Origin of the sequence: Stenotrophomonas sp. TWI587, assembly GCF_039674145.1 — a bacterium.
In the GTDB taxonomy this organism is placed as follows: Bacteria; Pseudomonadota; Gammaproteobacteria; order Xanthomonadales; family Xanthomonadaceae; genus Stenotrophomonas; species Stenotrophomonas maltophilia_AY.
This window is the reverse complement of record NZ_JBDJMW010000001.1, coordinates 315,949-340,875: the sequence shown is the minus strand read 5'-3', so window position 1 is coordinate 340,875 and position 24,927 is coordinate 315,949. Positions and strand designations below refer to the sequence as shown.

The following is a 24,927-nucleotide window of genomic DNA, read 5'->3' as shown; positions in this document are numbered from 1 at the left end:
CGTAATCCTTCTAGTTGCGCATTCCCTTGCGCAGGAGCAGCCAAAGGCCGGTCGCGAAGATCAACCACGCGACGGCCACGGCAGCCTCCCACCTCGGCTGCAAATTCGTGCATGCATTAAACACTGCCGCACTGAATATTCCAAAAACAAGATACATTCCGGTGACCAAAGTGTGGCTTGCGCCACCTTTTACCGCGCGCTGATAGAGATGCTGCGTGTGGGGTTCCATCCAGCGCTGTCCGGACAGGATGCGCGAAAGCAATGTGAAGCCTGCGTCCACAAGAAAGGCTGAAAGCGGCACCAGCAGCAGCAAGCAGTGGATATCCGTGCGCACGCTGACCAGACACACCAGGGCGGCGATCGCATAGCCGAGCGCCCCGCTCCCCACGTCACCCATGAAGATGCGCGCGCGCGGGTAGTTGAATGGCAGGAAGCCCAGACAGGCCAGCCCCAGCACCACGCCCGCCAGCCCATAGGGCGGCGGCAGCACCATCGCGAAGGCGATGCCGGCCAGAATCGCCTGGGTGGTGGCAATCCCGTTGATCCCATCCATGAAGTTCCAGATGTTGATCAACGAGGTGATAAACAACAGCGCCAGCAGGGCCTGCCAGGGATTGCCCGTGGCATGCAGCACCAGGCCGGCCAGCAACGCCGCGGCGACAAGATGCACCAGCAGACGGCGGATCGCGGGCAGCGGGCGATGGTCGTCCCACCAGCCGATGCCGGCCACGAGCACCAGACCCAGCGCGAACACCGCCAGCGCGCCCCAGGCCTTGGGCCAGATCACAGCCGCCACGACCGTCGCCAGCAGCAGGGTCAATACAATTGCAATGCCACCGCCGCGCGGCGTCGCCACCCCGTGGCTGCGGCGCTCGCCGGGCTCATCCAGCAGATTGCGCCGCAGCGCATAGGCGCGGGCGCCCCAGGTAAGCCCCGCCGATACCGCCAGCACTGCCAGCAGACCCGCCATCCACGCGACCATCATGGTTCAGAGCACCGCGTAGTTGAGCAGCGGCTTGACGGTGCCCCATTCCTTGCAGCTCGGGCACTGCCAGTGATGCGTGCGCGCGCCGAAGCCACAGCGGGTGCAGCGGTAGGCCGGGTTGCGGACCAGCAACTGATCGGTGATGTGCTTGAGGTCGTGCAGGGTCGCGGTCGAATCCGCGCCCTCGGCCAGGGTCAGGTCGATCAGCGCCGACTCACCACGCACCGACGGACGATCCTTGAGCTGACGGCCGAGATAGGCGCGTGCCGGGGCGACGCCCTCCTGCTCTTCCATCAGCTGGGTCAGGGCCAGCACCGGGGCGATGCCGCGATAGTGCTCGGTCATCTCCGACAGGAACGCGCGCGCGCCACCCAGGTCACCGACCTTGCGGTAGTTCTGCATCAGCGACTGCAGCACTTCGGGCAGATACTCGGGATCGTTGCGCGCAGCGCGTTCATAGGCACGCACGGCCGCTTCGGCATTCCCGGCGTCGTTCTCCAGGCGCCCCTCGATGATGCCGGCGCGCACCGACATCGCATCGGCCTGGTAGGCACGCGCGATCGCCGCGCGCGCTTCCTCGATCTTGCCGGCACCGCGGTAGCGCTCGGCCAGCTCGCACTCGAACTGCCCGATCAGCTTGCCCATCGGCTCGCCGGTGACTTCTTCGAAGCGGCTGGCGTTGTCGATCGCCTTTTCCCAATCGCGCTCGGCCTGGTAGATGCCGATCAGATGCTTGAGCGCCTGCGGGGCACGCTGGTCGATCTGGGCCAGCTCGGTGAACACGGTTTCGGCGCGATCGAGCAGACCGGACTTCATGTAGTCCTCGCCCAGCGCCAGCAGCGCCTGGACACGCTGCTGATCGGTCAGGTCGGCGCGGTTGACCAGGCCTTGGTGCAGGCGGATCGCACGATCCACCTCACCGCGGCGGCGGAACAGGTGGCCCAGCGCGACCTGGGTCTCGAAGGTTTCCTTGTCCAGCTCGGCGATGTGCAGGAACAGCTCGATCGCCTTATCCGGCTGCTCGTTGAGCAGATAGTTCAGGCCACGGAAATACGTACTGGACAGATGACTGACCTGGTTGTCGCCATGGCGTTGACCGCCGCGACGCCCGATCACCCAGCCGGACAGCGCGGCCAGGGGCAGGAACAGGAAGAACCAGAACCACTCGGAGACAAATTCCATCGGCGCTCAGCGTCCGTCGAATGTAGAAGAAGAAGGGGGAGCCACGACCACGGCAGGCGCGGCCTTCTGCGCACGGCGCAGTTTGGCGTACAGCGGGATCACCATGCTGGCCAGCACGAGGCCGCCGCCGATGAGCGCACCGGACAACAAGGCGATGATGATCGCCACGCCGGTGGTGGAATTGATCTGGGTAAAGCCCAGGCTGATGATGATCGGCTGCGAGTTGAGGGCACCGATGATCAGACCCACGACCAGAACCGCCAGCAGGATCAGCAGACGTACGATGTTCATGCAGCAGCTCCAGTTCCGTAGGGCTCAAGAGTAGCGGACTAACGCTCCGCTCTACCAGCCGACTCCGTGGAAATCACGCATCCGCCCCTTGGCGGATGGACACTCAGGCAGGATCGCTTTCCAGCGGCACCACGGCGCTGACGCGCTCACGCAGTTCCTTGCCCGGCTTGAAGTGCGGGACATGCTTGCCCGGCAACGCGACCGATTCCCCGGTCTTGGGATTGCGCCCCAGCCGTGCAGGCCGGTAATGCAACGAAAAACTGCCGAACCCGCGGATCTCGATGCGATCCCCGCCGGCCAGCGCCCCACCCATCATTTCCAGCAACGACTTCACGGCCAGATCGACATCGTCCGACTTCAAATGCGCCTGTCGGCGCGCCAGGATTTCGATCAGCTCGGATTTGGTCATTACGGGCTCTTGGGGAGGAACTCAGACCCTGAAACGGCCCGGACTGATGTCCGGGCCGCCCAGGAAACTACGACAGCGACAGACCGATTACTCGGACTTGTTGCCGTTCAGCTGTGCACGCAGCAGCGCGCCGAGCTGGGTGGTGCCGCTGGAAGCCGAAGAGGACTGGTATTCCTCCAGCACTTCGCGCATTTCCGCGTCGTCCTTGGCCTTGATCGACAGCTGCAGGGTACGACCCTTGCGATCCATGCCCACGAACTTGGCTTCGACCTTGTCGCCGACCTTCAGGAACTGGGTCGCGTCGTCAACGCGCTCGTTCGCAACGTCGCGAGCGGCCACGTAGCCTTCGATGCCGTCAGCCAGTTCGATGGTAGCGCCCTTGGCGTCCACTTCCTTGACCACGCCTTCGACCTTCGAACCCTTCGGGTTGGCAGCCATGTACTGACCGAACGGATCCTGCTCCAGCTGCTTGACGCCCAGGCTGATGCGCTCGCGCTCCGGATCGACGGCCAGGACGACGGCATCCAGGTTGTCGCCCTTCTTGTAGTTGCGGACCACGTCTTCGCCGGTGGTGTTCCAGCTGATGTCGGACAGGTGCACCAGGCCATCGATACCGCCGTCCAGGCCGATGAAGATGCCGAAGTCGGTGATCGACTTGATCTGGCCCGACACCTTGTCGCCCTTCTTGTGGATGGCAGCGAAGGTTTCCCACGGATTGGCGGCAACCTGCTTCATGCCCAGCGAGATGCGGCGACGCTCCTCGTCGACGTCCAGGACCATGACTTCAACTTCGTCACCGACCTGCACAACCTTGGACGGGTTGACGTTCTTGTTGGTCCAATCCATTTCGGACACGTGCACCAGACCTTCGACGCCCGGCTCGATCTCGACGAATGCGCCGTAATCGGTGACGTTGGAGACCTTGCCGAAGACGCGGCTGTTGGCCGGGTAACGACGGGCGATGTTGTCCCACGGATCCTCGCCCAGCTGCTTCAGACCCAGCGAAACGCGGTTGCGCTCGCGGTCGAACTTCAGCACGCGCACGTCCAGCTCGTCGCCGACGTTCACGACTTCGGACGGATGGCGCACGCGCTTCCAGGCCATGTCGGTGATGTGCAGCAGGCCGTCGATACCGCCCAGGTCCACGAATGCGCCGTAATCGGTCAGGTTCTTGACGACACCCTTCAGGATCGCGCCTTCCTGCAGCTTGTCCATCAGCTGCTCGCGCTCTTCCGAATGCTCGCTTTCGACGACTGCACGACGGGACACAACGACGTTGTTACGCTTGCGGTCCAGCTTGATGAGCTTGAATTCCAGCTCCTTGCCTTCCAGGTAGGCCGGGTCGCGCACGGGGCGCACATCCACCAGCGAACCGGGCAGGAACGCGCGGACATCCTTGATGTCCACGGTGAAACCACCCTTGACCTTGCCGCTGATGCGGCCGGTGATGGTTTCGTTCTTTTCCAACGCTTCTTCCAGCTCGTCCCACACCATCGCGCGCTTGGCTTTCTCACGCGACAGGACGGTTTCACCGAAGCCGTTCTCGATGGAATCGAGGGCGACCTTGACGACGTCGCCTTCAGCAACGTCGATCTCGCCAGCGTCGTTACGGAACTGTTCGATCGGCACGATGCCTTCGGACTTCAGGCCGGCGTTGATCACCACGACATCGCCGCGGACTTCAACAACGACACCGCTGACGATCGAGCCCGGCTTCAGCTTGGCCAGATTGGCCTGACTGGCTTCGAACAGCTCTGCAAATGATTCGGTCATTAGATTTACTCTGTTGGACACATGGGCATTGGCCCCCGAGGGAACCGCTTACTGCCCGCCTGTTGGTCGACCCCGGAAACGCAGGTCGTGTGTTAAGTAGGAAAACCGCCACGCATCATTGCGGGACGGAGCTTTTGTTGCCTTGCGATGGTGCGACACCGTCGATGGATTGACGGTCCTCCTTTACAACGGATCAGGCACCCGAAACCGGAAGCAGATCCAATACCTTGGCAACGACAGCGTCGATGCCAATACCACTGGTGTCGATGACGACGGCATCGTCTGCCGGCTTCAGGGGCGCCACTGTGCGCTGTGCATCACGGGCGTCGCGGGCCATGATCTCGCGCAGGAGGTCGTCAAAGTTAACCGAAACACCCTTGTCTTTCAACTGCTTATGCCGGCGCTCGGCCCGCTCTTCGGCGCTGGCGGTCAAAAACACCTTGAATGGCGCGTCCGGGAAGATGACCGTGCCCATGTCCCGACCATCGGCAACCAGCCCGGGCTCCATCCTGAATGCGCGCTGGCGCTCTTTCAGCGCCGCCCGGACCTCGGGGATGGCGGCGATCGCCGAGGCCAGGGCTCCGGTGGTCTCCAGGCGCAGCTCGTCGGTGGCATCGGTCTCGTTGACCAGCACCCGCAGCCCGCCATCGGCCGATTCCACGAACCGGACGTGGGTGTCGAAGGTGCAGCGGACCAGCGCCGAGGCGTCGGAGGTGTCGATATCAGCCCAGCTGGCCGCCACGCCCACCGCCCGGTACAGGGCGCCCGAATCCAGGTAATGCCAGCCCAGGCGGCGTGCGACAATGCGGCTGACAGTGCCTTTGCCGGCCCCGGAGGGACCGTCGATGGTGAGCACGGAAGGAAGCTGATTCATGGGTTTCCCTGTAAAATTGACCGCCCATTCTAGCCCCTGCCCGGGGTGCCCCGAGACCTTTTTGGTGCAACCACTTGAAAGGATGGAAAAAAGCCCGGTAGAATGGCGGGCTTGAACGGGCGTCACCTGCCGATTGTCATCTGCATATCGCGGCCGCGCTCCAACCGAATCCAACGTTTACGCCGAGGTATGCAATGAAAGTCCTTTCTTCCCTGAAGTCGGCCAAGTCCCGTCACCGTGACTGCAAGGTCGTCCGTCGCCGTGGCAAGATCTTCGTGATCTGCAAGTCGAACCCGCGTTTCAAGGCTCGCCAGCGCTGAGCCGGCCGGCCTCGCGGCCGCCACCGGCCCCTCACCGGGCCGGGCGATGAACAAAAAGCCGCCTCCGGGCGGCTTTTTGCTGCCATTTTTGTTGTAATCGCCGGGTAGCCCACGGCCGTCGGTCATCAGACCTGTGACCCTGGGGCCTTCCGCATTCTTGACCACTGGGGAGTAGATCGAGATGAAGCGTTACCTGACCACCTTGCCGTTGCTGGCCGTACTGGCCGTTTCCAGCGCCCACGCCGACACGCTGCTCATCGATCGCAGCCGCGAAAAGCCTGCCGTCGCCCTGCCCGTCCGCGGCCAGAGCATGCAGCAGGTCCAGGCCCAGTTCGGTGACCCGGGCGAACGCCTGGAACCGCGCGGCGGGCAGAAGCGCCAATGGCCCACGATCAACCGTTGGGTCTACCCGAAGTTCACCGTCTACTTCGAAAAGCAGAAGGTGATCGACGTGGTAGCCAACCGCGCCGACGCCAACGAGATCGGGCCGAAACCGCCGATCCGCTGACCCCTTTCCCTTTGCCCGCCAGCCGGCGGGCCATCGCATCGAGATCATGAACGACACGCTCCGCTTTCCGGCCGAATGGGAATCCCAGTCCGCCATCCTGATCGCCTGGCCCCACGCCGACACCGACTGGGCAGATCGCCTGGGTGACGTCGAGGACACCTACATCGCGCTCGTCGCGGCCATCACCCGCTTCCAGCCGGTGGTGATCATCGTCGCCGACGACGACCTGGAGGCGTACGCCGATGCGCGCCTGCGCTCGAACCGGATCGACACGGACCGCGTACGGTTCGTCACCGCCCAGTACGATGACACCTGGCTGCGCGACTCCGGCCCGATCACGCTCAAGCGTGCCGATGGCGGCTTCCGCCTGTTGGACTTCCGCTTCACCGGCTGGGGCGGCAAGTTCGACGCCAGCCTGGATGATCAGCTGGTGGGCGTGCTGCACGCGGCCGGCACCTTCGCCAACGCCGAGCTGCAGAGCATTCCGTTCGCGCTGGAAGGCGGCGGCATCGAGACCGACGGCGCCGGCACCCTGCTGACCACCTGGCAGTGCCTGCACGAGCGCCATCCGGACCGCAGCCGCGAATCGCTCAGCACGGACCTGGCCACCTGGCTGGCGCAGGACCGTGTGCTGTGGCTGGACCACGGCTATCTGGAAGGCGACGACACCGACGCCCACATCGATACCCTGGCCCGCTTCGCCTCGACGGACAGCATCGTCTACCAGGCCTGCGACGACGCCAGCGATTCGCATTACACCGAACTGCAGGCGATGGGTGCCGAGCTGGCCGCGCTGCGGACCGGCGATGGCCAGCCGTATCGCTTGTTCCCGCTGCCGTGGGCGCAGCCGGTGATCGACGAAGGTCGTCGCCTGGCGGCTTCGTATGCGAATTACCTGATCCTCAATGGCGCGGTGCTGATGCCGGCCTACGGCGATGCGGCCGACGAAGCTGCGCGTGCGGTGTTGGCCCAGGCCTATCCGGACCGCGAGATCGTGCCGGTGCCGTGCCGTTCGCTGATCTGGCAGAACGGCAGCCTGCACTGCATCACGATGCAGCTGCCGGCGGGGTTGCTGGGCTGACAGCACAGCACGCGGCCTGAAGGCTGCGGTGGCTGGGCTGGCGGGGGCGGAGGTGCGGGACGCGCCGTAAACCCATCCCTGGGGGCTCGTGGGCGCCATCCATGGCGCCCTGACGGTCCCGCACCTCCACCCCCGCCATCCCTTCGACAGTGCACTGGCGGCCAACGGAAGAGCGACGGGCCACGCCGATGCGCCTGGCCTGACCTCTGATGACCGGATCATTCTGCGGAGCCGGCCAGCGGCCGGCACTACGGACGCGCAGGTGGTGCCTGTTTAGCAGCCAGCACGCTGCGTGCACCCATCCGCGATAAACTGCGTTTTTCCCCTTGCAGGACCGTCTCCGGATGAGCTCACGCCACACCCTTTCCGTCGCCCTGATCCAGGAGCGCAACCACGGCGATGCCGAGGCCAATCTGGCCGTCATCGAGGCGCGCGTGGCTGAAGCGGCCGCTCAGGGTGCCAAGCTGATCCTGCTGCAGGAGCTGCACAACGGTGCGTACTTCTGCCAGCACGAGTCGGTCGATGAGTTCGATCTGGCCGAGCCGATCCCGGGCCCGAGTACGGAGCGCCTGGGCGCGCTGGCCAGGAAGCACAGCGTGGTGCTCGTCGGCTCGCTGTTCGAGCGTCGCGCGGCGGGGCTGTACCACAACACCGCGGTGGTCTTCGAGAAAGACGGCACCCTGCTCGGCAAGTACCGCAAGATGCACATCCCGGATGATCCGGGCTTCTACGAGAAGTTCTACTTCACCCCGGGCGATCTGGGCTTCACCCCGATCGATACCTCAGTGGGTCGCCTTGGCGTGCTGGTGTGCTGGGACCAGTGGTACCCGGAAGCGGCGCGTCTGATGGCGCTGGCGGGTGCGGAGCTGCTGCTCTACCCCACCGCGATCGGCTGGGACCCGGATGACCAGCAGGACGAACAGGGCCGCCAGCGTGATGCGTGGGTGCTGAGCCACCGCGGCCATGCCGTGGCCAACGGCGTGCCGGTGCTGAGCTGCAACCGCGTCGGCCATGAAGCCTCGCCGCTGGGCGCTTCGGGCATCCAGTTCTGGGGCAACAGCCACGTGCTGGGCCCGCAGGGCGAGTTCATCGCCGAAGCCGGTGGCGAGCCGACGGTGCTGGTCTGCGATGTGGACCTGCAGCGCAGCGAACACGTGCGCCGCATCTGGCCGTTCCTGCGTGATCGCCGCATCGATGCATACGGCGATCTGCTCAAGCGCTACATCGACTGACGGACCAGGACACCCCCACCGTGACCGTGCAGCTGCGCGACGCCACCGATGCCGATATCGCGGCCATCACCGCGATCTATGCGGTGGAAGTGACCGACTTCGTCAACACCTACGAGTACGACATCCCGGAGGCGGCGGAGATGCTCCGCCGCATGCAGGACATCATCGGCCGCGGCTTCCCGTACCTCGTGGCCGAGGTCGATGGCCAGGTGGCCGGCTATGCCTATGCCAATACCTATCGGGGCCGGATCGCCTACCAGTGGACCGTGGAGAATTCGGTCTATGTGGATGCGGCGTTCCAGGGCCGCGGCGTCGGCACCGCGCTGATGCAGGGCCTGATCGATGCCTGCGTCGCGCGCGGTTACCGGCAGATGGTGGCCGTGATCGGCGAGCCCACCAACACCGCCTCCATCAAACTGCACGAGCGTTTCGGTTTCCATACCGTCGGCGTTTTCCGCGGCCTCGGCCGCAAGCATGGCCGCTGGCTGGATACCGTCCAGATGCAGCGCGCGCTCGGCGATGGTGCCGACAGCGCCCCTTCGAATGAATGATGCAATGACCGATACCCTGATTGACGCCGGCGACACTCTGTTCGCCGGTCAGCCCGTTCGCGTTGTCGAACGCGATGGCGTGCGCTACACCCTGCTGGGCACCGCGCACGTCTCGCAGGCCAGCGTGGAAGCCGTGGAACGTGCGATCGAAAGTGGCCGCTTCGATGCGGTCGCGGTCGAGCTGGACGCGCAGCGCCTGCAGGCGCTGACCGATCCGGATGCGCTGGCCAAGCTCGACCTGGTCGAGGTGATCCGCAAGGGCCGCGTCGCTCTGTTCGCCGCCAACCTGGCCTTGGCCGCCTACCAGCGCCGCCTGGCCGAACAGCTCGAGATCGAGCCGGGTGCCGAGCTCAAGCGCGCGGTCACTCTGGCCAACGAACGCAACCTGCCCGTGCACCTGATCGACCGCGAGGTCGGGCTGACCTTTCGGCGTGCCTCCCAGCGCCTGGGCTTCTTCGGCAAGATCAAGCTGGTGATGGGCCTGGGCGCCGGCCTGTTCGCTTCGGAAGAAGTCGGCGAAGACGAGATCGAAAAGCTCAAGCAGGGCGACATGCTCGAAGCCAGCTTCGGCGAGTTCGCCAGCGAGAGCCCGGCCCTGTACGAAACCATCATCGGCGAGCGCGACCGCTATATGGCCACGCGCCTGCGCGAAGTGCACGACCCGGCCCAGCGCGAAGTGCTGGCGGTGGTCGGTGCCGGTCATCTGGCCGGTCTGGCCAAGTACCTGGAAACCGACACCGACGCGCCGGGTCCGCTGCGCGAGTCGCTGGAAGACGTGCCGAAGAAGCGCAACATCCCGTGGATCACGCTGGCGATCCTGGCCATCGTGCTGACCGGCATTGGCGTGGGCTTCTATCGCGGCGGCCTGGGGGTCGGCAGTGAGCTGCTGGCAGTGTGGGCGATGTACACCGGCGGTCTGGCCGGCCTGGGCTGCCTGTTGGCCGGCAGCCACCCGCTGAGCATCCTGACCGCGATCGTGGTCGCGCCGTTCAAGCCGTTCCGGCTGAGCATTCCGACCGGTGCGTTCTCGGCCCTGGTGGAGGCGCGCCTGCGCAAGCCGGCCTACGAAGACTTCCTGAAGCTGCGCGACGATGCGCAGAGCGTCAAGGGCTGGTACCGCAACCGGGTGACGCGCGTGGTGCTGACCTTCATGCTGACCAACCTGGGCAGCATGCTCGGGTTGTGGCTGACCGGGTTCCAGGTGTGGGGAAAGGTCGCGGGGTGATTCCCGCGCCGGCTGTGAATCGAAAGGCCACGCAATGCGTGGCCTTTTTTGTGCCCATGGGCGCCGCGGGTAGTGCCGGCCGCCCCACGTGCGGATCCCGCCATGCGTGGATGGCGCCCATACCCGCCTGCAGATCCACGCCTCGCGTGGATGCGGTTCGCCAAAAAAGGGAGGCCCGCCCAACGGACCTCCCCGCATCCTCAAACCGATTCCGCACCCGGCTCGACCACCGGGGCATCCACGCCACGGCCACGCGCGCGCCGGATGATCCGCGACACACTGGTGCTCATGTCATCGAGCATCGCGTAGATGGTCGGCAGGAACAGCAGGCTGACCACCGTGGAGAATGCCAGGCCACCCGCGATGGCGCGGGCCATCGGGTAGTACGGCGGGCCATTGCCCAGCAGCTGGGTGTCGGTCATCGAGATCGGAATCATCGCCAGGATCGCCGTGCCCATCGTCATCATGATCGGGCGCAGACGCTCGCGTGAGCCTTCCACCAGCGCCTGGGTCCGCCCCATGCCGCGGCGGCGCAGGTTGTTGATGTGCTCGATCATCACGATGCCGTTGTTCACCACCACGCCCATCAACACCAGGATGCCGATGAAGGACATGATCCCGAACGAGGTGCCGGTGATCCAGAACAGCCAGAACACGCCGAAGATCGAGAACAGCACGCCGCTCATGATCGCCGCCGGGAACAGCAGCGACTCGAACACCGCCGCCATCACCACGTAGATCATCACCAGCGCGATCACCAGATTGAACATCATCTGCGACATCGCCTTGTCGTCGTCGCCGTAGTCACCGCCGTCGAAGCTGAAGGTGTAGCCGGCCGGGAAACTCATCGGCTTGAGCATCTCTTCCATCGCCTTGCGCCCTTCCGGCACGGTCACCTTCTCGGCCAGATTGGCCTTGATGGTCAACGTCGTCTGGCGGTTGGTGCGACCGATCTGCGTGGCCGAGGGTTTGATCGCCACATCGACCAGACTCAGCAGCGGCACCGATCGACCGTCGCCGGTACGCACGGTGTAACTGGCCAGATCCTCCGGGCTGCTCTGCTCGGCACCGGCGAAGCGCACCCATACCGGCACTTCGCTGTCGCCGCGGCGGAACTCACGCAGCGGCGCCCCGCGCAGGGCCAGGCCGACGAAGCTGGCGACCTGCTCGGCATTGAAGCCAAAGGCGGCTGCCCGCTCGCGGTCGACGTGGATGGACAGCTCGCTGCCCTTCTCACCGTTGTCGATGCGCACATCGCGCAGTTCCTTGCGCTGGGCCAGCAACGGCACGACTTCCTCGCCGATCTCCTGCAACATCTTGGTCGAGTCGCCGACCAGTTGCACCTGGACCTGGTTGTTGCCGCCGCCCCCACCTTCGCCCGAGTTGCCCACCACGTAATCGGCACGCGCCGAGCGAGGCAGCCCCTTTCGCAGTGCTTCCTGCACGGCCGGCATGTTCTTGGCATGCTCGGTATCGAAGGTCACGATCGTGCTGCTGCCTTCCTGCTCGCTGTACCAGGAATACACCTGGGTGATGTGCAGGGCCTGGCGGTTGTCGTCCAGGTAGCGTTCGACGCGCGCCACTTCCTCGGACATCTGGCCGAAGGTGTAAGCGCCCTTCCAGTTGTAGCCGATGAACACCTCGTGGCCGCCCTCGCCCCCGAACATGTCGATCTTGGTCAACTTCATCGGCACCAGGCTGATCAGCACCACCATCAGGATGCCGAACACGCTCCAGCCACGGTGCTCCAGCGTCCACTGCAGGACCTTGGCATAGCGGCGCTGCAGGCGGGCGATCACGCCCGTTTCCGAATGCACCAGCTTGGGCGTCTGCATGCGCGCGGACAGCATCGGGATCAGGCTCACCGCGACCAGCCAAGAGGCCAACAGCGAGACCGAGATCGTGATCGCGATCTGCGCCATGAAGATGCTGATGTTGTTGGTCTCACCGAACAGGTTCGGCACGAACACGATGCAGTGGCACAGGGTGCCGGCGCTCAGCGCGATGGCCACGTTGCGGGTGCCGATGATCGAGGCCAGCCGCGGCTGGTCGGGCATGCGTTCGCGTTCCTGGTAGATGCTCTCCACCACCACCACGGCGTTGTCCACCAGCATGCCGACCGCCAGCAGCAGGCCCATCATGGTCAGGATGTTGAGGGTGACGCCGGCGAAGTACATGAAGCCCAGCGTGATCACGAAACAGATCGGGATCGCCAGGGTCACCATCAGCGTGGACGGCCAGTGGCGCAGGAAGAAGAACAGCACCGTGACCGACAACAGCAGGCCCACCGCACCGGCCTCGGCCAGCTCCAGCAGCGAGGACGTCACCATCTTGCCCTGGTTGTCGATCACCTTGATCTGCACATCGCGCATCGAGGGCTGCTTGCGGATCGCCTCCACTTCAGCCAGCGCGGCACGCGAGACCTCGACCAGGTTGGCGCTGCGCTCCTTGAAGATATCCAGGCCCACGGCCGGGTTGCCGTCCAGGCGGCGGCCGTAATTCATGCGGGTGGGCTTGAGCCGGATCTCGGCGATGTCACCCAGCCGCAGCCCCTTCGTATCGATCACCAGATCGCGCAGTTCCTGCAGGTCGGTGATCTCGCCCACCGGCTGGATGCGCACGCGCTGCCCGTTATCGTCGATCTGCCCGGCCGAGATCGAGAAGTTCAGCGTGCGCAGGCGGTCGCTGAGCTCGTTGATGCTCAGGTTGTGCGCGGTCAACCGGTCCGGGCTGATCGCGATCTCCACCTCGTTCGGCGGTGCGCCGGAGATGTTCACGCGCGCCACACCCGGGATGCGCTCGATCCGCCGCTTGAACTCGCGGTCGAGCATGTCGTACGCGCCGGTCAGATCGGTGGCACTGGCCAGGCGTACCTTAAGCACCGGGTCATCGCTGCTGGACCACTTGAACACGTTGTAGCGCTGCAGGTCGTCGGGCAGATCGCTTCGGATCGCATCGATGCGCTCACGTGCATCGGAGGCCGCGATGGCGATGTCGCGATCCCAGTCGGTGAACTCGATGAAGATGCTGGCGCCTTCGGAGGTGGCCGACGAGCGCATGCGCTTGATCCCGGTCATCGTGGCCAGTGCTTCTTCGGTCGGCCGGATGATGTTGCGCTCCACCTCCTCCGGGGTGGAGCCGGTATAGGGCACCTGCACGAACAGGAACGGCGCGGAGATGTCCGGCAGCGCCTCCAGCGGCAGCCGGAACGAAGCGATCAGGCCCACCACCGCCAACGATACAAAGCACATGATCGTGGTGATGGGCCGGCGGATGGAGAACTCGGCAATGCTCATGGCGGCTCCTGCGCAGCGTCGTGGTCCGTGCCGGACACGCGCGTTTTGAGATGGCGCCCGCGCTCGCGGTAGTAGGCATCGCCACGACGGTCCAGCAGGTCGTACACCACCGGGATCACCACCAGCGTCAGCAGCGTGGAGACCAGCAGGCCGCCGATCACGGTGATCGCCATCGGCGCGCGCACTTCGGCGCCCTCGCCCATCGCCACCGCCAGCGGCAGGAACCCGAACAGCGTGCACAAGGTGGTCATGATGATCGGGCGCAGACGGGAACGCGCGCCTTCCACCAGTGCCTCGCGTTTGGGCACACCGGCCTCGCGCAGCTGGTTGACCTTGTCGATCAGGATGATCGCGTTCTTGGTCACCAACCCCACGAGCAGGATCAACCCGATGAACACCACCACCGAAATCGGCTTGCCGGTCAGCATCAGCGCCAGGATCGCGCCGACCAGGGCCAGCGGGATGGTGAACAGGATGACGAACGGGTGCAGCAGCGATTCGAACTGCGAGGCCATCACCAGGTAGACCAGGAAGATCGCCAGGCCGAAGGCGAAGAGCAGCGAGCGCGCCGAATCGGCCAGCTCCTCACCCTGCCCGCCGATGTGCATGCCCACACCCGCACCCAGCGGCTGCTTGGCGACCATGTCCTGCACTTCACGCACGGCACCGCCCAGGTCGATGTCGCGCAGGTTGGCCGAGACCACCGCCACGCGGGTCTGGTCGGCGCGATGGATCTCGCTCGGGCCGTTGGTGGCCACCACCTCGGCGACCGCATCCAGCGTCACCGGCCGGTTGCTGCCCGGATTGACGATCAGGCGGCGGATGCTGTCCACGCTGGCCCGGTCACCTTCCTGGGCCCGCACCAGCACGTCGATCTTGCGGTCGCGGAAGCTGTAGCGCGTAGCCACGTCACCGCGCACCTTCTTGACCACCACATCGGCGATCTGCCGCGTGGTCAGGCCGAGGGCACCGGCGCGCTCCTGGTCGAAGCGGATCTGGATCTCCGGGAAGCCCTCTTCCACCGTGGATTTGACGTCAGCATAGTGCGGGTTGTTGCGCAGCATCGCGGCCAGCGCCTTGCCGGCCGTTTCCAGCGTGGCCATGTCCTGGCCGCGCAGTTCCACTTCCAGCGGGGTGGAGAAGCTGAAGAGCGCCGGACGGGCGAAATCGACCTGCACGCCGGGGTGCTGCTGCATCGACTCACGCAGACGCTCGGTGATCGCCGCTTCGGTGCGGGCGTTGCCGCCACCGGCCATCACCACGGTCAGTTTGCCGATGTTCTCGCCACTCTCGGTCGGGCTGGCATCCAGGCGGGTGCCGCTGCCACTGACGCCGTACAGCGAGGCGATGCTGTCGTCCTTGGCATGGGCCAGCTGCATCTCGCGGACCAGTGCATCGGTCTGCTTGAGCGGCGTACCGGCCGGCAGCTTGGCGGTCATTTCGAAGCGGTTCTGCGCCAGCTGCGGGATCAGATCCGCCCCCAGCATCGGCACCAGCGCCATCGTGCCGATGAACGCCAGCGCCGCCAGGCCCAGCACCTTGCCCGGGTGATGCAGTGCACCCGGCAGCAGCTTGAGGTAGCCACGTTCGGCACCGGCGTAGGGCTTCATCGCCAGATCGCTGGCCTTGCGCATCACCGGGCCCACGACGGCCACCAGGCCGCGCCAGACGCGGATCACCGACCAGGCCATCCCGAAGCAGACCCAGCGCACCAGCGTGCCCACGCCACGACGGCTGCCGGCGACCGGCTTCAGCCAGCGGCTGTCCGGCTGCCACGGCTGATGCGTGGGTTCTTCCGGGAAAGCCAGCGGCGGGCGGCCCTTGAGCGAGCTCAGCATCGGGATCAGGGTCATCGAGACCAGCAGCGAGATGGCGATTGCGATCGCCACGGTCAGTGCCTGGTCGCGGAACAGCTGACCGGCGATGCCATCCACGAACACCAGCGGCAGGAACACCGCGATGGTGGTCAGGGTCGAGGCGACCACGGCCATGCTGACTTCGCGGGTACCTTCAATCGCGGCCTGCAGAATGCTCAGGCCGCGCTCGCGTGCCTTGGCGATGCTCTCCAGCACCACGATGGAATCATCCACCACCAGGCCGGTGGCCAGCGCCAGACCGCCCAGCGACATCACGTTCAAGCTCAGGCCGAGCTGGCCCATGAAGAAGAACGTGGTAATGATCGAGACCGGCAGCGACAGGCTGATCACGAACGTGCTCCAGCCATCGCGCAGGAACAGGAAGATGATCAGGATGGCGAGGATGCCGCCGATCACCGCGTCTTTCTTGACGTCGCTGATGGCATGTTCGATGAAGCGCGACTGGTCTTCGATCGTGGTCAGTTCGGCATCGCCGGGCACCTGGCCCTTGATCTGCTCCAGACGCGCACGCAGCGCCTCGGCGGTCGAGACCGTGTTGGCATCGCCCTCCTTGTAGATCGCCAGCTCGACCGCTTCCTTGCCGCCGAGGCGGATGATCGCTTCGCGTTCCTTGTAGCCCTGGCGCACGGTGGCGACATCCTTCAGCCGCACCGGCACGCCATTGGCGATGTTGGTGGAGCTGCTGCTGGACGCGCTCTGCGCAGCCGAGGCGGCGGCGATGGCGGCATCCGAGCCGGTCGACGCGGCGATGGCGAACATCTGCTGCATTGCTGCATCGGCGGCACTGCCGTTGCTGCTCTGGGTCGTGACCAGCAGGTTGCGGATGTCCTCCAGATCGGCGAACTGGTTGACGGTGCGCACCAGGTAGCGCTGCGAGCCTTCCTCCAGGCGACCACCGGAGATGTTGATGTTCTCTTCCTTGAGCCGCTTGATGACGTTGTCGATCGGCAGGTTGAGCTGGGCCAGCTTCTGCTGGTCGATGTCGACCTGGATTTCATCCTCCAGACCGCCGCCGACCTTGACCGCCGCCACGCCGGTGACCGGCTCCAGTTTCTTCTTCAGGTCTTCATCGGCGTAGCGGCGCAGTTCGGTGAGCTGGCGCACGGCTTCGGCATCGCTGGACGGATCGGTCTTGGCCGAGATCACCAGGCGCATGATCGGCTCGGTGGACGGATTGAAGCGCAGCAGCACCGGGGACTTCGCCTCCAGCGGCAGGTTCAGCGCTTCCATCTTGTCGCGCACCTCCAGGCTGGCCTGGTCCATGTTGGTGCCCCAGGCAAACTCGAGCACCACATCGCTCTGCCCGGTGCGCGAGATCGATTTGAGCTTGCGCAGGTTCTTGACCACACCGACGGCCTCTTCGACCGGCTCGGTGATCAGGGTTTCGATTTCCGCCGGGGCCGCACCGGTGTACTCGGTGCGCACGGTCAGGGTCGGGTAGCTCAGGTCGGGCAGCAGGTTGACCTTGAGATTGCCCAGCGCGATGAAGCCGAACAGCATCAGCGTGACGGTGAACATCGCGATGGTGACGCGGCGGCGGGTGGCGAATTCCACCAGGCCGCCGCCATGGGCACCCGGGTGCTCGCCCTGGTGCGGATCCTTGCCGTGGTCGTTGCCGGCCGCTGTCATTGACGGCTCTCCGCCTTGGCCGGTGCCGGCGTGGCGACGGCGGTGGCAGCCGGCTTGGCGCCGATCACCTGCACCGCGGTGCCGTCACGCAGCGCCACTTTGCCAGCGGTCACCACCTGGTCACCGGCGGCCAGACCCTCGCGGATTTCCACCCACGGGCCTTCGGCATAACCGAGCTTGACCGGCACGCGCGCGGCCTTGCCTTCGCGCACGCGGAACACCGCCGGCTCGCCATCGTCGAGCAGTGCGATGCGCGGCACCACCAGGGCATCGGCACGCTGGTCGTAGTCGATCCGGATGCGGCCGAACATGCCCGGCTGCAGGCCGTCAGCATCTTCGCCGAACCCGCTCACCACGCGGAACGTGCCGCTGCCGGCATCGACCACCGGCGAGATGCGATCCACCGTGCCCGGGAAGGTCTTGCCCGGCAGCGCATCGGCGATCAGCGTCACCGGCTGGCCCGGGCGCAGCGTGGCCAGCTCGCGCTCGGGCACGTTGAGCGTGGCTTCCAGGCGCGAGTTGTCGACGATGCGGAAGATCGGTGTGTTGATCTGCACGAAGTTGCCGGTCTTGATCGAGCGCGAGGCGATCACGCCCGAGATCGGCGCGATAACCGTCGTGTAGGACAGTTCCAGCGTCGCCAGGCGGTACTGCGCGCGGGCGTTTTCCAGGTCGTACTTGATCTGGTCGACGTCCGAGGCGCTGACCATCTGCTGGCCGATCAGCTTCTGGGCGCGCTGGTAGTTGTTTTCCAGCTTGCGCATCTGCGCCTCGCTCTGGGCGACGGCCAGGCGCGCCCGGTCCGGATCCAGCCGCACCAGCGGCTGCCCGGCGCGTACCTGCTGCCCTTCCTCGACCAGCACCGCCAGCGCGACACCGGAGGTCTTGGCGACCACCTGCGACTCACCCCGCGGTTCCAGTGCGGCCGTGCCGGTGTAGCTGGCGGCGACCGCGCGATGGCTGGCGGCGACGGCTTCTACCGGTACCGCATCGACCTTCTTGTCGGCCTTGCCGTCTTTTTCAGCGGCATTGGCTTCGGCGGGGCCGGCACCACCGCAGCCGCTGAGCAGCAGGGTGGTAGTAATCAGCAGTGCAGCGGCGCAGCGTCCGGTGCGGCCGAGCAGGAAAGAATGTCGCGACATCGTCGTGTCCCTAAGGATGCGTGGGCAGGTGTGGTAGCAAAGTAATGCACCACGTCACGACCACACCATATCCCAAAGGTCATGGTGACCTGCGGCGATGGCTTTCCCGCCCCGGTTTCAGCTAGATGAAATGGCAGGCTATACTCGGCCCAGTTCCGTACCCCACGCCGGAACGACCAGACCCGTTTATCGGAAAAGGACATCATGCGCCCGCAGCCGCTCGCCGCTTGTCTCGCTCTGGCCGTCCTCCTGCCCCTCGGGGCCGCCGCACAGGCCGCAACACCCGCTCCTGCAGTACCCGCCACCCCCGCTCCGGCCGCCACCGCGCCGGCGCCTGCCGCCGTCACCGGCCGGTTCGACAATGGCCGGGTCCTGGCGTACACGTGCCAGGGGTGCCACGGCATCACCGGGTACAAGAACGCCTACCCCAGCTACAAAGTGCCCAAGATCGGCGGGCAGACCCGTGAGTACCTCAGCCAGGCGCTGACCGAGTACCGCCACGGCAAGCGCAAGCATCCGACGATGCAGGCGCAGTCGATGAGTTTCAGCGAACAGGAGATCGCCGATCTCGCTGTTTACCTGTCCACCGTCAAATAAGCGCGCTCATGTCGAAAGCCACGCCACTCCAGCGTTACGCCATCGCCCTGTCCGTTGCCCTGCTGATGACTGCGTGTTCGCAGTCACAGGTGGAGAACAGCGCAGATTCCGCCGCCGATCCGGGCCACGCCAGTGGTGAACACGGGTCCGGCTCCTCCGCCGGCCTGCCGACCGGTCGCATCGCCGCCGGTGAGGCACGTGCCCAGGTCAAGGGCAAAGCCACCGGCCAGAGCTGCATCGACTGCCACGGGGCGGACGGCAACAAGCCGATCGATCCGACTTACCCGAAACTGGGTGGGCAGTACGGGGATTACCTGGCGCACAGCCTGCAGGCCTATCGCGCGGGAGATCGCCAGCACGCGCTGATGACGCCGCAGGCGACCGACCTGAGCGATCAGGACATCGCCGATCTGGCCGCGTATTTCGGCTCACGGCCGACCCAGCTGCGGGATCTGCACGGGTTGAAGTGACGGCAGTAGAGCCGACCAACGGTCGGCTCTACACCGATCGCCCGATCAGGCGTCCAGCTCTTCCCAGCGCGCGTACGCGGCATCCAACTCGGCCTGCACCTTGGCGAGCTTCGCATTGTGCGCGGCCATGTCGGCGGCGCTGCGCTGATAGAACGCCGGGTCGTTCATCGCGGCGGTGAGGCCTTCGACGTCCTTCTCCAGCGTTTCGATCTTCAACGGCAGCTGTTCCAGCTCACGCGCATCCTTGTAGCTCAGCTTGCGCTTGGGCTCGGCCGGCGCCGCGGCAGCCGCGGCCGCCGCGGCCGCCGCAACAGGCTTGGCCGCCACCACCGGCGCGGCCGCCGCCGCAGCGGCCACGCGTGCGGCGTGGCGCTGCCAATCGGTATAGCCGCCCACGTACTCGCCGACTACGCCGTCGCCTTCCATCACCATCGTGGAGGTCACCACGTTGTCCAGGAAGTCACGGTCATGGCTGACCAGCAGCAGCGTGCCGGTGTAGTCGCTCAGCAGCTCTTCGAGCAGCTCGAGGGTTTCCACGTCCAGATCGTTGGTCGGTTCATCCATCACCAGCAGGTTGGACGGCTGCGCGAACAGCTTGGCCAGCAGCAGGCGGTTGCGCTCACCACCGGACAAACGGGTAATCGGCGCGCGGGCGCGTTCGGGCGAGAACAGGAAGTCCTGCAGGTAGGCATGCACGTGCTTGCGCTTGCCGTTGAACTCGATGAAATCGCGGCCCTCGGCCACGTTCTCGATCGCGGTCCAGTCTTCGCGCAGCACCGCACGGTACTGGTCGAAGTACGCGATCTGCAGGTTGGTACCGGCACGCACTTCGCCGCTCTGCGGCTGCAGGTCGCCGAGCAGCAGCTTGAGCAGCGTGGTCTTGCCGCTGCCGTTCGGCCCGATCAGGCCGATGCGGTCGCCGCGCAGGATGACGGTGCTGAAATCCTTGACCATCGTGCGCTCGCCGAAGGCGAACGAGATGTCCTTGACGTCGATGACCTTCTTGCCGGAGTTCTCCGCCTGCGCCGCTTCCATGCGCACGTTGCCGCCAAGTTCACGGCGCTGCGAACGATCGTTGCGCATCGCCTTGAGGCGGCGCACACGACCTTCATCGCGGGTGCGACGGGCTTTGATGCCCTGGCGGATCCAGATTTCTTCCTGCGCGAGCAGCTTGTCAAAGCGCGCGTTTTCCTGCGCCTGCGCGTTCATGCGCTCTTCGCGGCGGCGTTCGTAGTTGGCCCAGTCGCCCGGCCAGCTGGTGACCTGGCCGCGGTCGATCTCGACGATGCGGGTGGCCAGTGCACGCAGGAAACGACGGTCATGGGTGACGAACACCACGCTGCCGTTCCAGTTCTTGAGGAACATTTCGAGCCAGTCGATGGCTTCGATGTCCAGGTGGTTGGTCGGTTCGTCGAGCAGCAGCAGATCCGGCGAGGAGACCAGCGCGCGGCCCAGCAGCACGCGGCGCTTCATGCCGCCGGACAGGCGCGCGAATTCGGCATCACCGTCCAGGTCGAGCTTGGTCAGGGTTTCGCTGACGCGCTGATCCAGGCCCCAGCCGTTGGCGGCATCGATCTTGGCCTGCACGGCCGAGAGCGCATCGCCGTCGAAATCTTCGGCCATGCTCAGGTGGTGGAACTCGGCCAGCCACTGGCCCAGCTCGCCCAGGCCATCGGCAACCACGTCGAACACGCTGCCGGCGGCGCCGTGCGGCACCTCCTGTTCCAGGCGGGTGATGCGCACCCCCTGCTGCACGCGGACTTCGCCGTCATCGGGCTTGTGATCGCCGGACAGCAGTTTGAGCAGGGTCGATTTGCCGGCGCCGTTGCGCCCGATCAGGGCGATACGCTCGCCCGGCTCGATCGACAGTTCGGCTTTTTCCAGCAACAGGGGGCCGCCGACGCTGAAGTCGACGTTTTGCAGAGTAATCAGAGGCATCCGACCATTGTACGGTCTGGCGATGCGCGGCGTCGCTTACTGCTGACCGAACGCGTCCGCAGGCAGCCCCAGCAACGCCCCCAGCACCGGCGGCACCCGCTTGCCGGGATGGCGTACCAGCCACAGCTGGCGCGACATGGGCGGCAGCGGCGTGTTCACCACGGTCAGCGTCCCCAGCGCGAGCAGATCGGCCACCGCATGCCGCGACAGGCACGCCAGACCTAGCCCGGCTGCCGCCGCCTGTTTGATGGCCTCGGTGCTGCCCAGCTGCATGGCGCGGGCGAAGTGGTGCAGGTGCGGCAACAGCGCCTGCTCGACCGCCTCGCGGGTGCCCGAGCCCGGCTCGCGCAGCAGCCAGCGGGCCTGTGCCAGCACGTCAATCTCCATCCGGGCGGTCCCCGGCGCTGTCGCGGCCACGATGACCAGTTCATCGCGCTGCCACGGCAGCACTTGCAGGCCGCTTTCGTGGCACGGGCCTTCAATCAGGCCCAGATCCACCTCCAGCCGCTGGACCGCGGCGACGACGTCGGCGCTGTTGCCGATCCGCAGGTCGACCTGGGCCTGCGGGTTATCGGCCAGCAGCGCGGCGACGCGGGTCGGCAGCAGGTAGTTGCCGATCGTGGTGCTTGCCCCGAGCCGCAGCAGCAGTGGCTGCGCACCGGCTTTAATCTGCCCGACGCCGGCCAGCCGCTCCAGATCGACGGCGGCGGCCAGCAAGGCGCGGGCGGGATCCAGCAGTGCCCGTCCCTGCGCGTTGAGCACCAGCCGGCGCCCGATGCGGTCGAACAGCGGGCTGGCCAACTGGCCTTCCAGCTCATTGAGCGCCGCGCTGGTGGCCGATTGGGACAACGCCAGCTGCGCTCCCGCAGCAGCCGTCGTGCCGGCGTCGGCGATGGACACGAAAACCTGCCACTGGCGAAGGGTGAGGTGCATGCCGCCAATTAACGCACCAAACAGGTCGAAATGACTTGAACAATGCGTTTTACAGGTTCATCGCCAGCGCGCAGGCTGGCACTGTGCTCTGACTGGAGATACCCGTGAATACCTCTGCTGCCGCCCTGCCCTCACCCACAACTGCCCAGCGCTGGCGCGGCCGCCTCCCCGGGTTGCTGCTGACCGGCGCCGTTGCGGCTGCGGCCATGGGGCTGGCGCCGCTGCCGTGGTTGCAGGCGCACGGCATCAGCGCGCTGACCCTGGCCATCGTGCTCGGCATCGGCGTGGGCAACACCCTTTACCCTCGGCTGGCGGCCCATGCCGGCGCCGGGGTCGGCTTTTCCAAGCACTGGCTGCTGCGGGCGGGCATCGTGCTGTACGGCCTGCGCCTGACCTTCCAGGATATCGGCCAGGTGGGTGTGAGCGGGGTGCTGATCGATGCGCTGGTGCTGACCAGCACGTTCGCGCTGGCCTGGTGGGCCGGCACGCGGTGGTTCGGGCTCGATCAGCAGAGCGCCCTGCTGATCGGCGCCGGCAGCTCGATCTGCGGTGCGGCGGCGGTGATGGCGGCCGAACCGGTCGTGCGCGGGCGCGCGGAACAGGTGACCGTGGCGGTCTCCACCGTGGTGGTGTTCGGCACGCTCGCGATGTTCCTGTACCCGGCGCTCTACCAGCTCAACCTCACGCACGGGTGGATCGCGATGAGCGCGCAGACGTATGGCGTGTTCACCGGCTCGACCGTGCACGAGGTCGCCCAGGTGGTTGCCGCCGGTCGCGCGGTGAGCGAGCCTGCCGCCGACACGGCCGTGATCGCCAAGATGGTGCGGGTGATGATGCTGGCGCCGTTCCTGATCGCACTGTCGATGCTGCTGGCGCGCGGTGGTACGCCTGGCGCGGCCGGCCAACGCGCGAAGATCGTGGTGCCCTGGTTCGCGTTCGGCTTCGTGGCGGTGGCCGGACTCAATTCGCTGCAGATGCTGCCGGCGGCCGTTGTCAGTGCGGCGATCGATCTGGACACCGTGCTGCTGGCGATGGCGATGGCCGCGCTCGGTCTGACCACGCATGCCTCGGCGCTGCGCAGGGCCGGGATGAAGCCGCTGCTGTTGGCGCTGCTGCTGTTCGGCTGGCTGCTGGTGGGTGGGCTCGGGATCAATCTGGGCGTGCACGCGCTGCTGGGCTGAGGCACGCCGGGCGGACTTCTGCGACACTACCGCATGTCTGAATTCTCCTCCCTGCCGCTGAAACCAGCGCTGCTGCCCGGCATCGATGCCATGGGCTATACCTCGCTCACCCCCGTGCAGGCCCAGAGCCTGCCGGCCATCCTTGAGCGCCGCGATGTCATCGCACAGGCCCCGACCGGTAGCGGCAAGACCGCCGCGTTCGGCCTGGGCCTGCTGCAGGCGCTGGACCCGTCCGTGACCCGCGCCCAGGCGCTGGTGCTGTGCCCGACCCGCGAACTGGCCGACCAGGTCGGCAAGCAGATCCGCAAGCTGGCCACCGGCATTCCCAACCTGAAACTGCTGGTGCTGACCGGCGGCATGCCGCTGGGCCCGCAGCTGGCCTCGCTGGAAGCACACGACCCCCAGGTCGTTGTCGGCACCCCCGGGCGCATCCAGGAACTGGGCCGCAAGCGCGTGCTGCACCTGGGCGGCGTGACCACGCTGGTGCTGGATGAAGCCGACCGCATGCTCGACATGGGCTTTGAAGAGCCTATCCGCGAGATCGCCGGACGCACCAGCAAGGACCGCCAGACACTGCTGTTCTCGGCGACCTTCCCGGATGAGATCCGCGAGATCGCCCGCGTGCTGCTGCGCGACCCGGTGGAAGTGACCGTGGAAGGCGCCGATCATGCCCCGGCGATCCGCCACCTGTTCTGCGAGACCGAGCTGGCACTGAAGCAGAAGGCGCTGGCCGGCCTGCTGCTCAAGTACACGCCGGAATCGGCCGTGGTGTTCTGCAACACCCGCCGCGATGTCGACGATGTGGCCATTTCGCTGCAGCAGTTCGGCTTCTCCGCACTGCCGCTGCACGGTGAGATGGAACAGCGCGACCGCGACGAAGTGCTGGTGCGCTTCGCCAACCGCAGCTGCAACGTGCTGGTCGCCAGTGACGTCGCCGCGCGCGGCCTGGATGTGCAGGACCTGGCCGCGGTGATCAATTACGAGCTGCCGACCGATATCGAAACCTACGAGCATCGCGTTGGTCGTACCGGCCGCGCCGGTGCCACGGGCCTGGCGATCAGCCTGGTGACGCATCGCGAGCGCAACCGCGCCGATGCACTGGAAGCCGCACAAGGCAAGCCGCTGGACTGGCAGAAGACGCCGCTGGCGACCGCACGCCCGCCGGTATTGCCACAGGCAGCGATGACCACGCTGCGCATCGATGGCGGCAAGACCGACAAGCTGCGCCCCGGCGACATCCTCGGCGCACTCACCGGCGATGCCGGGCTGGCGGCCAAGTACATCGGCAAGATCGACATCTACGCCACGCGCTCGTACGTGGCCATTGCGCGCGAACATGCCGGCCGGGCGATCGCCCAGCTGGAAGCGGGCAAGATCAAGGGCCGCCGGTTCCGCGTCCGCAAGATGGATGTCTGAGCGGTAGAGCCGACCGT

General features: G+C 66.1%; 21 protein-coding genes. 10 read left to right on the top strand and 11 right to left on the bottom strand.

The window, feature by feature from the left end:
* Positions 1–10: 10 nt before the first annotated feature.
* The 6 genes from ABE464_RS01640 to cmk form a co-directional block, all read right to left on the bottom strand.
* Positions 11–970: a glycosyltransferase family 4 protein gene (locus tag ABE464_RS01640; protein ID WP_346470448.1), complete on the bottom strand. Its 960-nt coding sequence runs from the start codon at positions 968–970 to the stop codon at positions 11–13.
* Positions 971–988: 18 nt separating this feature from the next.
* Positions 989–2,167, bottom strand: a complete 1,179-nt coding sequence (lapB, locus tag ABE464_RS01635) for a lipopolysaccharide assembly protein LapB (protein WP_346470447.1) — start codon at positions 2,165–2,167, stop codon at positions 989–991.
* A 6-nt stretch (positions 2,168–2,173) separates the two neighbouring features.
* Positions 2,174–2,458, bottom strand: a complete 285-nt coding sequence (locus ABE464_RS01630) for a LapA family protein (protein ID WP_123729054.1) — start codon at positions 2,456–2,458, stop codon at positions 2,174–2,176.
* Positions 2,459–2,561: 103 nt separating this feature from the next.
* Positions 2,562–2,867, bottom strand: a complete 306-nt coding sequence (locus ABE464_RS01625) for an integration host factor subunit beta (protein ID WP_019183098.1) — start codon at positions 2,865–2,867, stop codon at positions 2,562–2,564.
* An 87-nt stretch (positions 2,868–2,954) separates the two neighbouring features.
* A complete protein-coding gene (gene rpsA, locus ABE464_RS01620; protein ID WP_121042136.1) occupies positions 2,955–4,640 on the bottom strand; it encodes a 30S ribosomal protein S1 in 1,686 nt (561 codons plus the stop codon).
* 193 nt (positions 4,641–4,833) lie between these two features.
* A complete protein-coding gene (gene cmk, locus ABE464_RS01615) occupies positions 4,834–5,514 on the bottom strand; it encodes a (d)CMP kinase (RefSeq protein WP_046273768.1) in 681 nt (226 codons plus the stop codon).
* Between the two features lie 194 nt (positions 5,515–5,708).
* On the opposite strand from cmk, the gene ykgO reads away from it, so the two are divergent.
* The 6 genes from ykgO to ABE464_RS01585 all read left to right on the top strand — a co-directional run bounded on the left by ykgO (position 5,709) and on the right by ABE464_RS01585 (position 10,431).
* Positions 5,709–5,834 (top strand): type B 50S ribosomal protein L36, encoded by a 126-nt coding sequence (ykgO, locus tag ABE464_RS01610; RefSeq protein ID WP_017355593.1) that lies wholly within the window; start codon positions 5,709–5,711, stop codon positions 5,832–5,834.
* Between the two features lie 181 nt (positions 5,835–6,015).
* Positions 6,016–6,342, top strand: a complete 327-nt coding sequence (locus tag ABE464_RS01605) for a hypothetical protein (RefSeq protein ID WP_346470446.1) — start codon at positions 6,016–6,018, stop codon at positions 6,340–6,342.
* 46 nt (positions 6,343–6,388) lie between these two features.
* Entirely contained in the window at positions 6,389–7,423 is a 1,035-nt protein-coding gene (locus ABE464_RS01600) for an agmatine deiminase family protein (RefSeq protein ID WP_346470445.1), read from the top strand.
* 344 nt (positions 7,424–7,767) lie between these two features.
* Entirely contained in the window at positions 7,768–8,655 is an 888-nt protein-coding gene (locus tag ABE464_RS01595) for a carbon-nitrogen hydrolase (protein ID WP_346470444.1), read from the top strand.
* Positions 8,656–8,675: 20 nt separating this feature from the next.
* The gene (locus ABE464_RS01590) at positions 8,676–9,206 is read left to right on the top strand and encodes an N-acetyltransferase family protein (protein ID WP_346470443.1); all 531 of its coding nucleotides are present in this window, start codon (positions 8,676–8,678) and stop codon (positions 9,204–9,206) included.
* Positions 9,207–9,210: 4 nt separating this feature from the next.
* Positions 9,211–10,431 (top strand): TraB/GumN family protein, encoded by a 1,221-nt coding sequence (locus ABE464_RS01585; RefSeq protein WP_346470442.1) that lies wholly within the window; start codon positions 9,211–9,213, stop codon positions 10,429–10,431.
* 200 nt (positions 10,432–10,631) lie between these two features.
* On the opposite strand, the gene ABE464_RS01580 is transcribed toward ABE464_RS01585, so the two are convergent.
* The 3 genes from ABE464_RS01580 to ABE464_RS01570 are packed head-to-tail and all read right to left on the bottom strand — an operon-like array spanning position 10,632 to position 18,375.
* The gene (locus tag ABE464_RS01580; RefSeq protein ID WP_346470441.1) at positions 10,632–13,727 is read right to left on the bottom strand and encodes an efflux RND transporter permease subunit; all 3,096 of its coding nucleotides are present in this window, start codon (positions 13,725–13,727) and stop codon (positions 10,632–10,634) included.
* Complete coding sequence (locus ABE464_RS01575; RefSeq protein WP_346470440.1) at positions 13,724–17,233, bottom strand: efflux RND transporter permease subunit; 3,510 nt, start codon at positions 17,231–17,233, stop codon at positions 13,724–13,726. Before ABE464_RS01575 ends, ABE464_RS01580 begins: the two co-directional genes overlap by 4 nt.
* On the bottom strand, positions 17,230–18,375 hold the full coding sequence (locus ABE464_RS01570) for an efflux RND transporter periplasmic adaptor subunit (protein WP_346470439.1): 1,146 nt from the start codon (positions 18,373–18,375) through the stop codon (positions 17,230–17,232). Before ABE464_RS01570 ends, ABE464_RS01575 begins: the two co-directional genes overlap by 4 nt.
* 204 nt (positions 18,376–18,579) lie before the next feature.
* On the opposite strand from ABE464_RS01570, the gene ABE464_RS01565 reads away from it, so the two are divergent.
* On the top strand, positions 18,580–18,972 hold the full coding sequence (locus ABE464_RS01565) for a c-type cytochrome (RefSeq protein ID WP_346470438.1): 393 nt from the start codon (positions 18,580–18,582) through the stop codon (positions 18,970–18,972).
* Between the two features lie 8 nt (positions 18,973–18,980).
* Positions 18,981–19,442, top strand: coding sequence for a cytochrome c (locus ABE464_RS01560; RefSeq protein WP_346470437.1), 462 nt, complete (start codon positions 18,981–18,983; stop codon positions 19,440–19,442).
* A gap of 45 nt (positions 19,443–19,487) precedes the next feature.
* Here the strand turns inward: ABE464_RS01560 and ABE464_RS01555 are convergent, their stop codons facing one another.
* On the bottom strand, positions 19,488–21,380 hold the full coding sequence (locus ABE464_RS01555) for an ATP-binding cassette domain-containing protein (RefSeq protein ID WP_346470436.1): 1,893 nt from the start codon (positions 21,378–21,380) through the stop codon (positions 19,488–19,490).
* A 36-nt stretch (positions 21,381–21,416) separates the two neighbouring features.
* Entirely contained in the window at positions 21,417–22,313 is an 897-nt protein-coding gene (locus ABE464_RS01550; protein WP_346470435.1) for a LysR family transcriptional regulator, read from the bottom strand.
* A 104-nt stretch (positions 22,314–22,417) separates the two neighbouring features.
* Here ABE464_RS01550 and ABE464_RS01545 point away from each other — a divergent pair, with 104 nt between their 5' ends.
* Together ABE464_RS01545 and dbpA are read left to right on the top strand one after the other, a co-directional pair.
* Complete coding sequence (locus ABE464_RS01545; protein WP_346470434.1) at positions 22,418–23,494, top strand: YeiH family protein; 1,077 nt, start codon at positions 22,418–22,420, stop codon at positions 23,492–23,494.
* A gap of 33 nt (positions 23,495–23,527) precedes the next feature.
* A complete protein-coding gene (dbpA, locus tag ABE464_RS01540) occupies positions 23,528–24,910 on the top strand; it encodes an ATP-dependent RNA helicase DbpA (protein WP_346470433.1) in 1,383 nt (460 codons plus the stop codon).
* Positions 24,911–24,927: the final 17 nt, after the last annotated feature.

Excerpts from the sequence above, each read along its gene's own strand:
- ABE464_RS01580 (WP_346470441.1), bottom strand. The coding sequence starts at position 13,727 with ATGAGCATTGCCGAGTTCTCCATCCGCCGGCCCATCACCACGATCATG.
- cmk (WP_046273768.1), bottom strand. The coding sequence starts at position 5,514 with ATGAATCAGCTTCCTTCCGTGCTCACCATCGACGGTCCCTCCGGGGCC.
- ABE464_RS01605 (WP_346470446.1), top strand. The coding sequence starts at position 6,016 with ATGAAGCGTTACCTGACCACCTTGCCGTTGCTGGCCGTACTGGCCGTT.
- ABE464_RS01630 (WP_123729054.1), bottom strand. The coding sequence starts at position 2,458 with ATGAACATCGTACGTCTGCTGATCCTGCTGGCGGTTCTGGTCGTGGGT.
- ABE464_RS01585 (WP_346470442.1), top strand. The coding sequence starts at position 9,211 with ATGACCGATACCCTGATTGACGCCGGCGACACTCTGTTCGCCGGTCAG.
- ABE464_RS01555 (WP_346470436.1), bottom strand. The coding sequence starts at position 21,380 with ATGCCTCTGATTACTCTGCAAAACGTCGACTTCAGCGTCGGCGGCCCC.
- ABE464_RS01575 (WP_346470440.1), bottom strand. The coding sequence starts at position 17,233 with ATGACAGCGGCCGGCAACGACCACGGCAAGGATCCGCACCAGGGCGAG.
- rpsA (WP_121042136.1), bottom strand. The coding sequence starts at position 4,640 with ATGACCGAATCATTTGCAGAGCTGTTCGAAGCCAGTCAGGCCAATCTG.
- lapB (WP_346470447.1), bottom strand. The coding sequence starts at position 2,167 with ATGGAATTTGTCTCCGAGTGGTTCTGGTTCTTCCTGTTCCTGCCCCTG.
- dbpA (WP_346470433.1), top strand. The coding sequence starts at position 23,528 with ATGTCTGAATTCTCCTCCCTGCCGCTGAAACCAGCGCTGCTGCCCGGC.
- ABE464_RS01625 (WP_019183098.1), bottom strand. The coding sequence starts at position 2,867 with ATGACCAAATCCGAGCTGATCGAAATCCTGGCGCGCCGACAGGCGCAT.
- ykgO (WP_017355593.1), top strand. The coding sequence starts at position 5,709 with ATGAAAGTCCTTTCTTCCCTGAAGTCGGCCAAGTCCCGTCACCGTGAC.
- ABE464_RS01640 (WP_346470448.1), bottom strand. The coding sequence starts at position 970 with ATGGCGGGTCTGCTGGCAGTGCTGGCGGTATCGGCGGGGCTTACCTGG.
- ABE464_RS01595 (WP_346470444.1), top strand. The coding sequence starts at position 7,768 with ATGAGCTCACGCCACACCCTTTCCGTCGCCCTGATCCAGGAGCGCAAC.
- ABE464_RS01565 (WP_346470438.1), top strand. The coding sequence starts at position 18,580 with ATGCGCCCGCAGCCGCTCGCCGCTTGTCTCGCTCTGGCCGTCCTCCTG.
- ABE464_RS01550 (WP_346470435.1), bottom strand. The coding sequence starts at position 22,313 with ATGCACCTCACCCTTCGCCAGTGGCAGGTTTTCGTGTCCATCGCCGAC.
- ABE464_RS01570 (WP_346470439.1), bottom strand. The coding sequence starts at position 18,375 with ATGTCGCGACATTCTTTCCTGCTCGGCCGCACCGGACGCTGCGCCGCT.
- ABE464_RS01560 (WP_346470437.1), top strand. The coding sequence starts at position 18,981 with ATGTCGAAAGCCACGCCACTCCAGCGTTACGCCATCGCCCTGTCCGTT.
- ABE464_RS01600 (WP_346470445.1), top strand. The coding sequence starts at position 6,389 with ATGAACGACACGCTCCGCTTTCCGGCCGAATGGGAATCCCAGTCCGCC.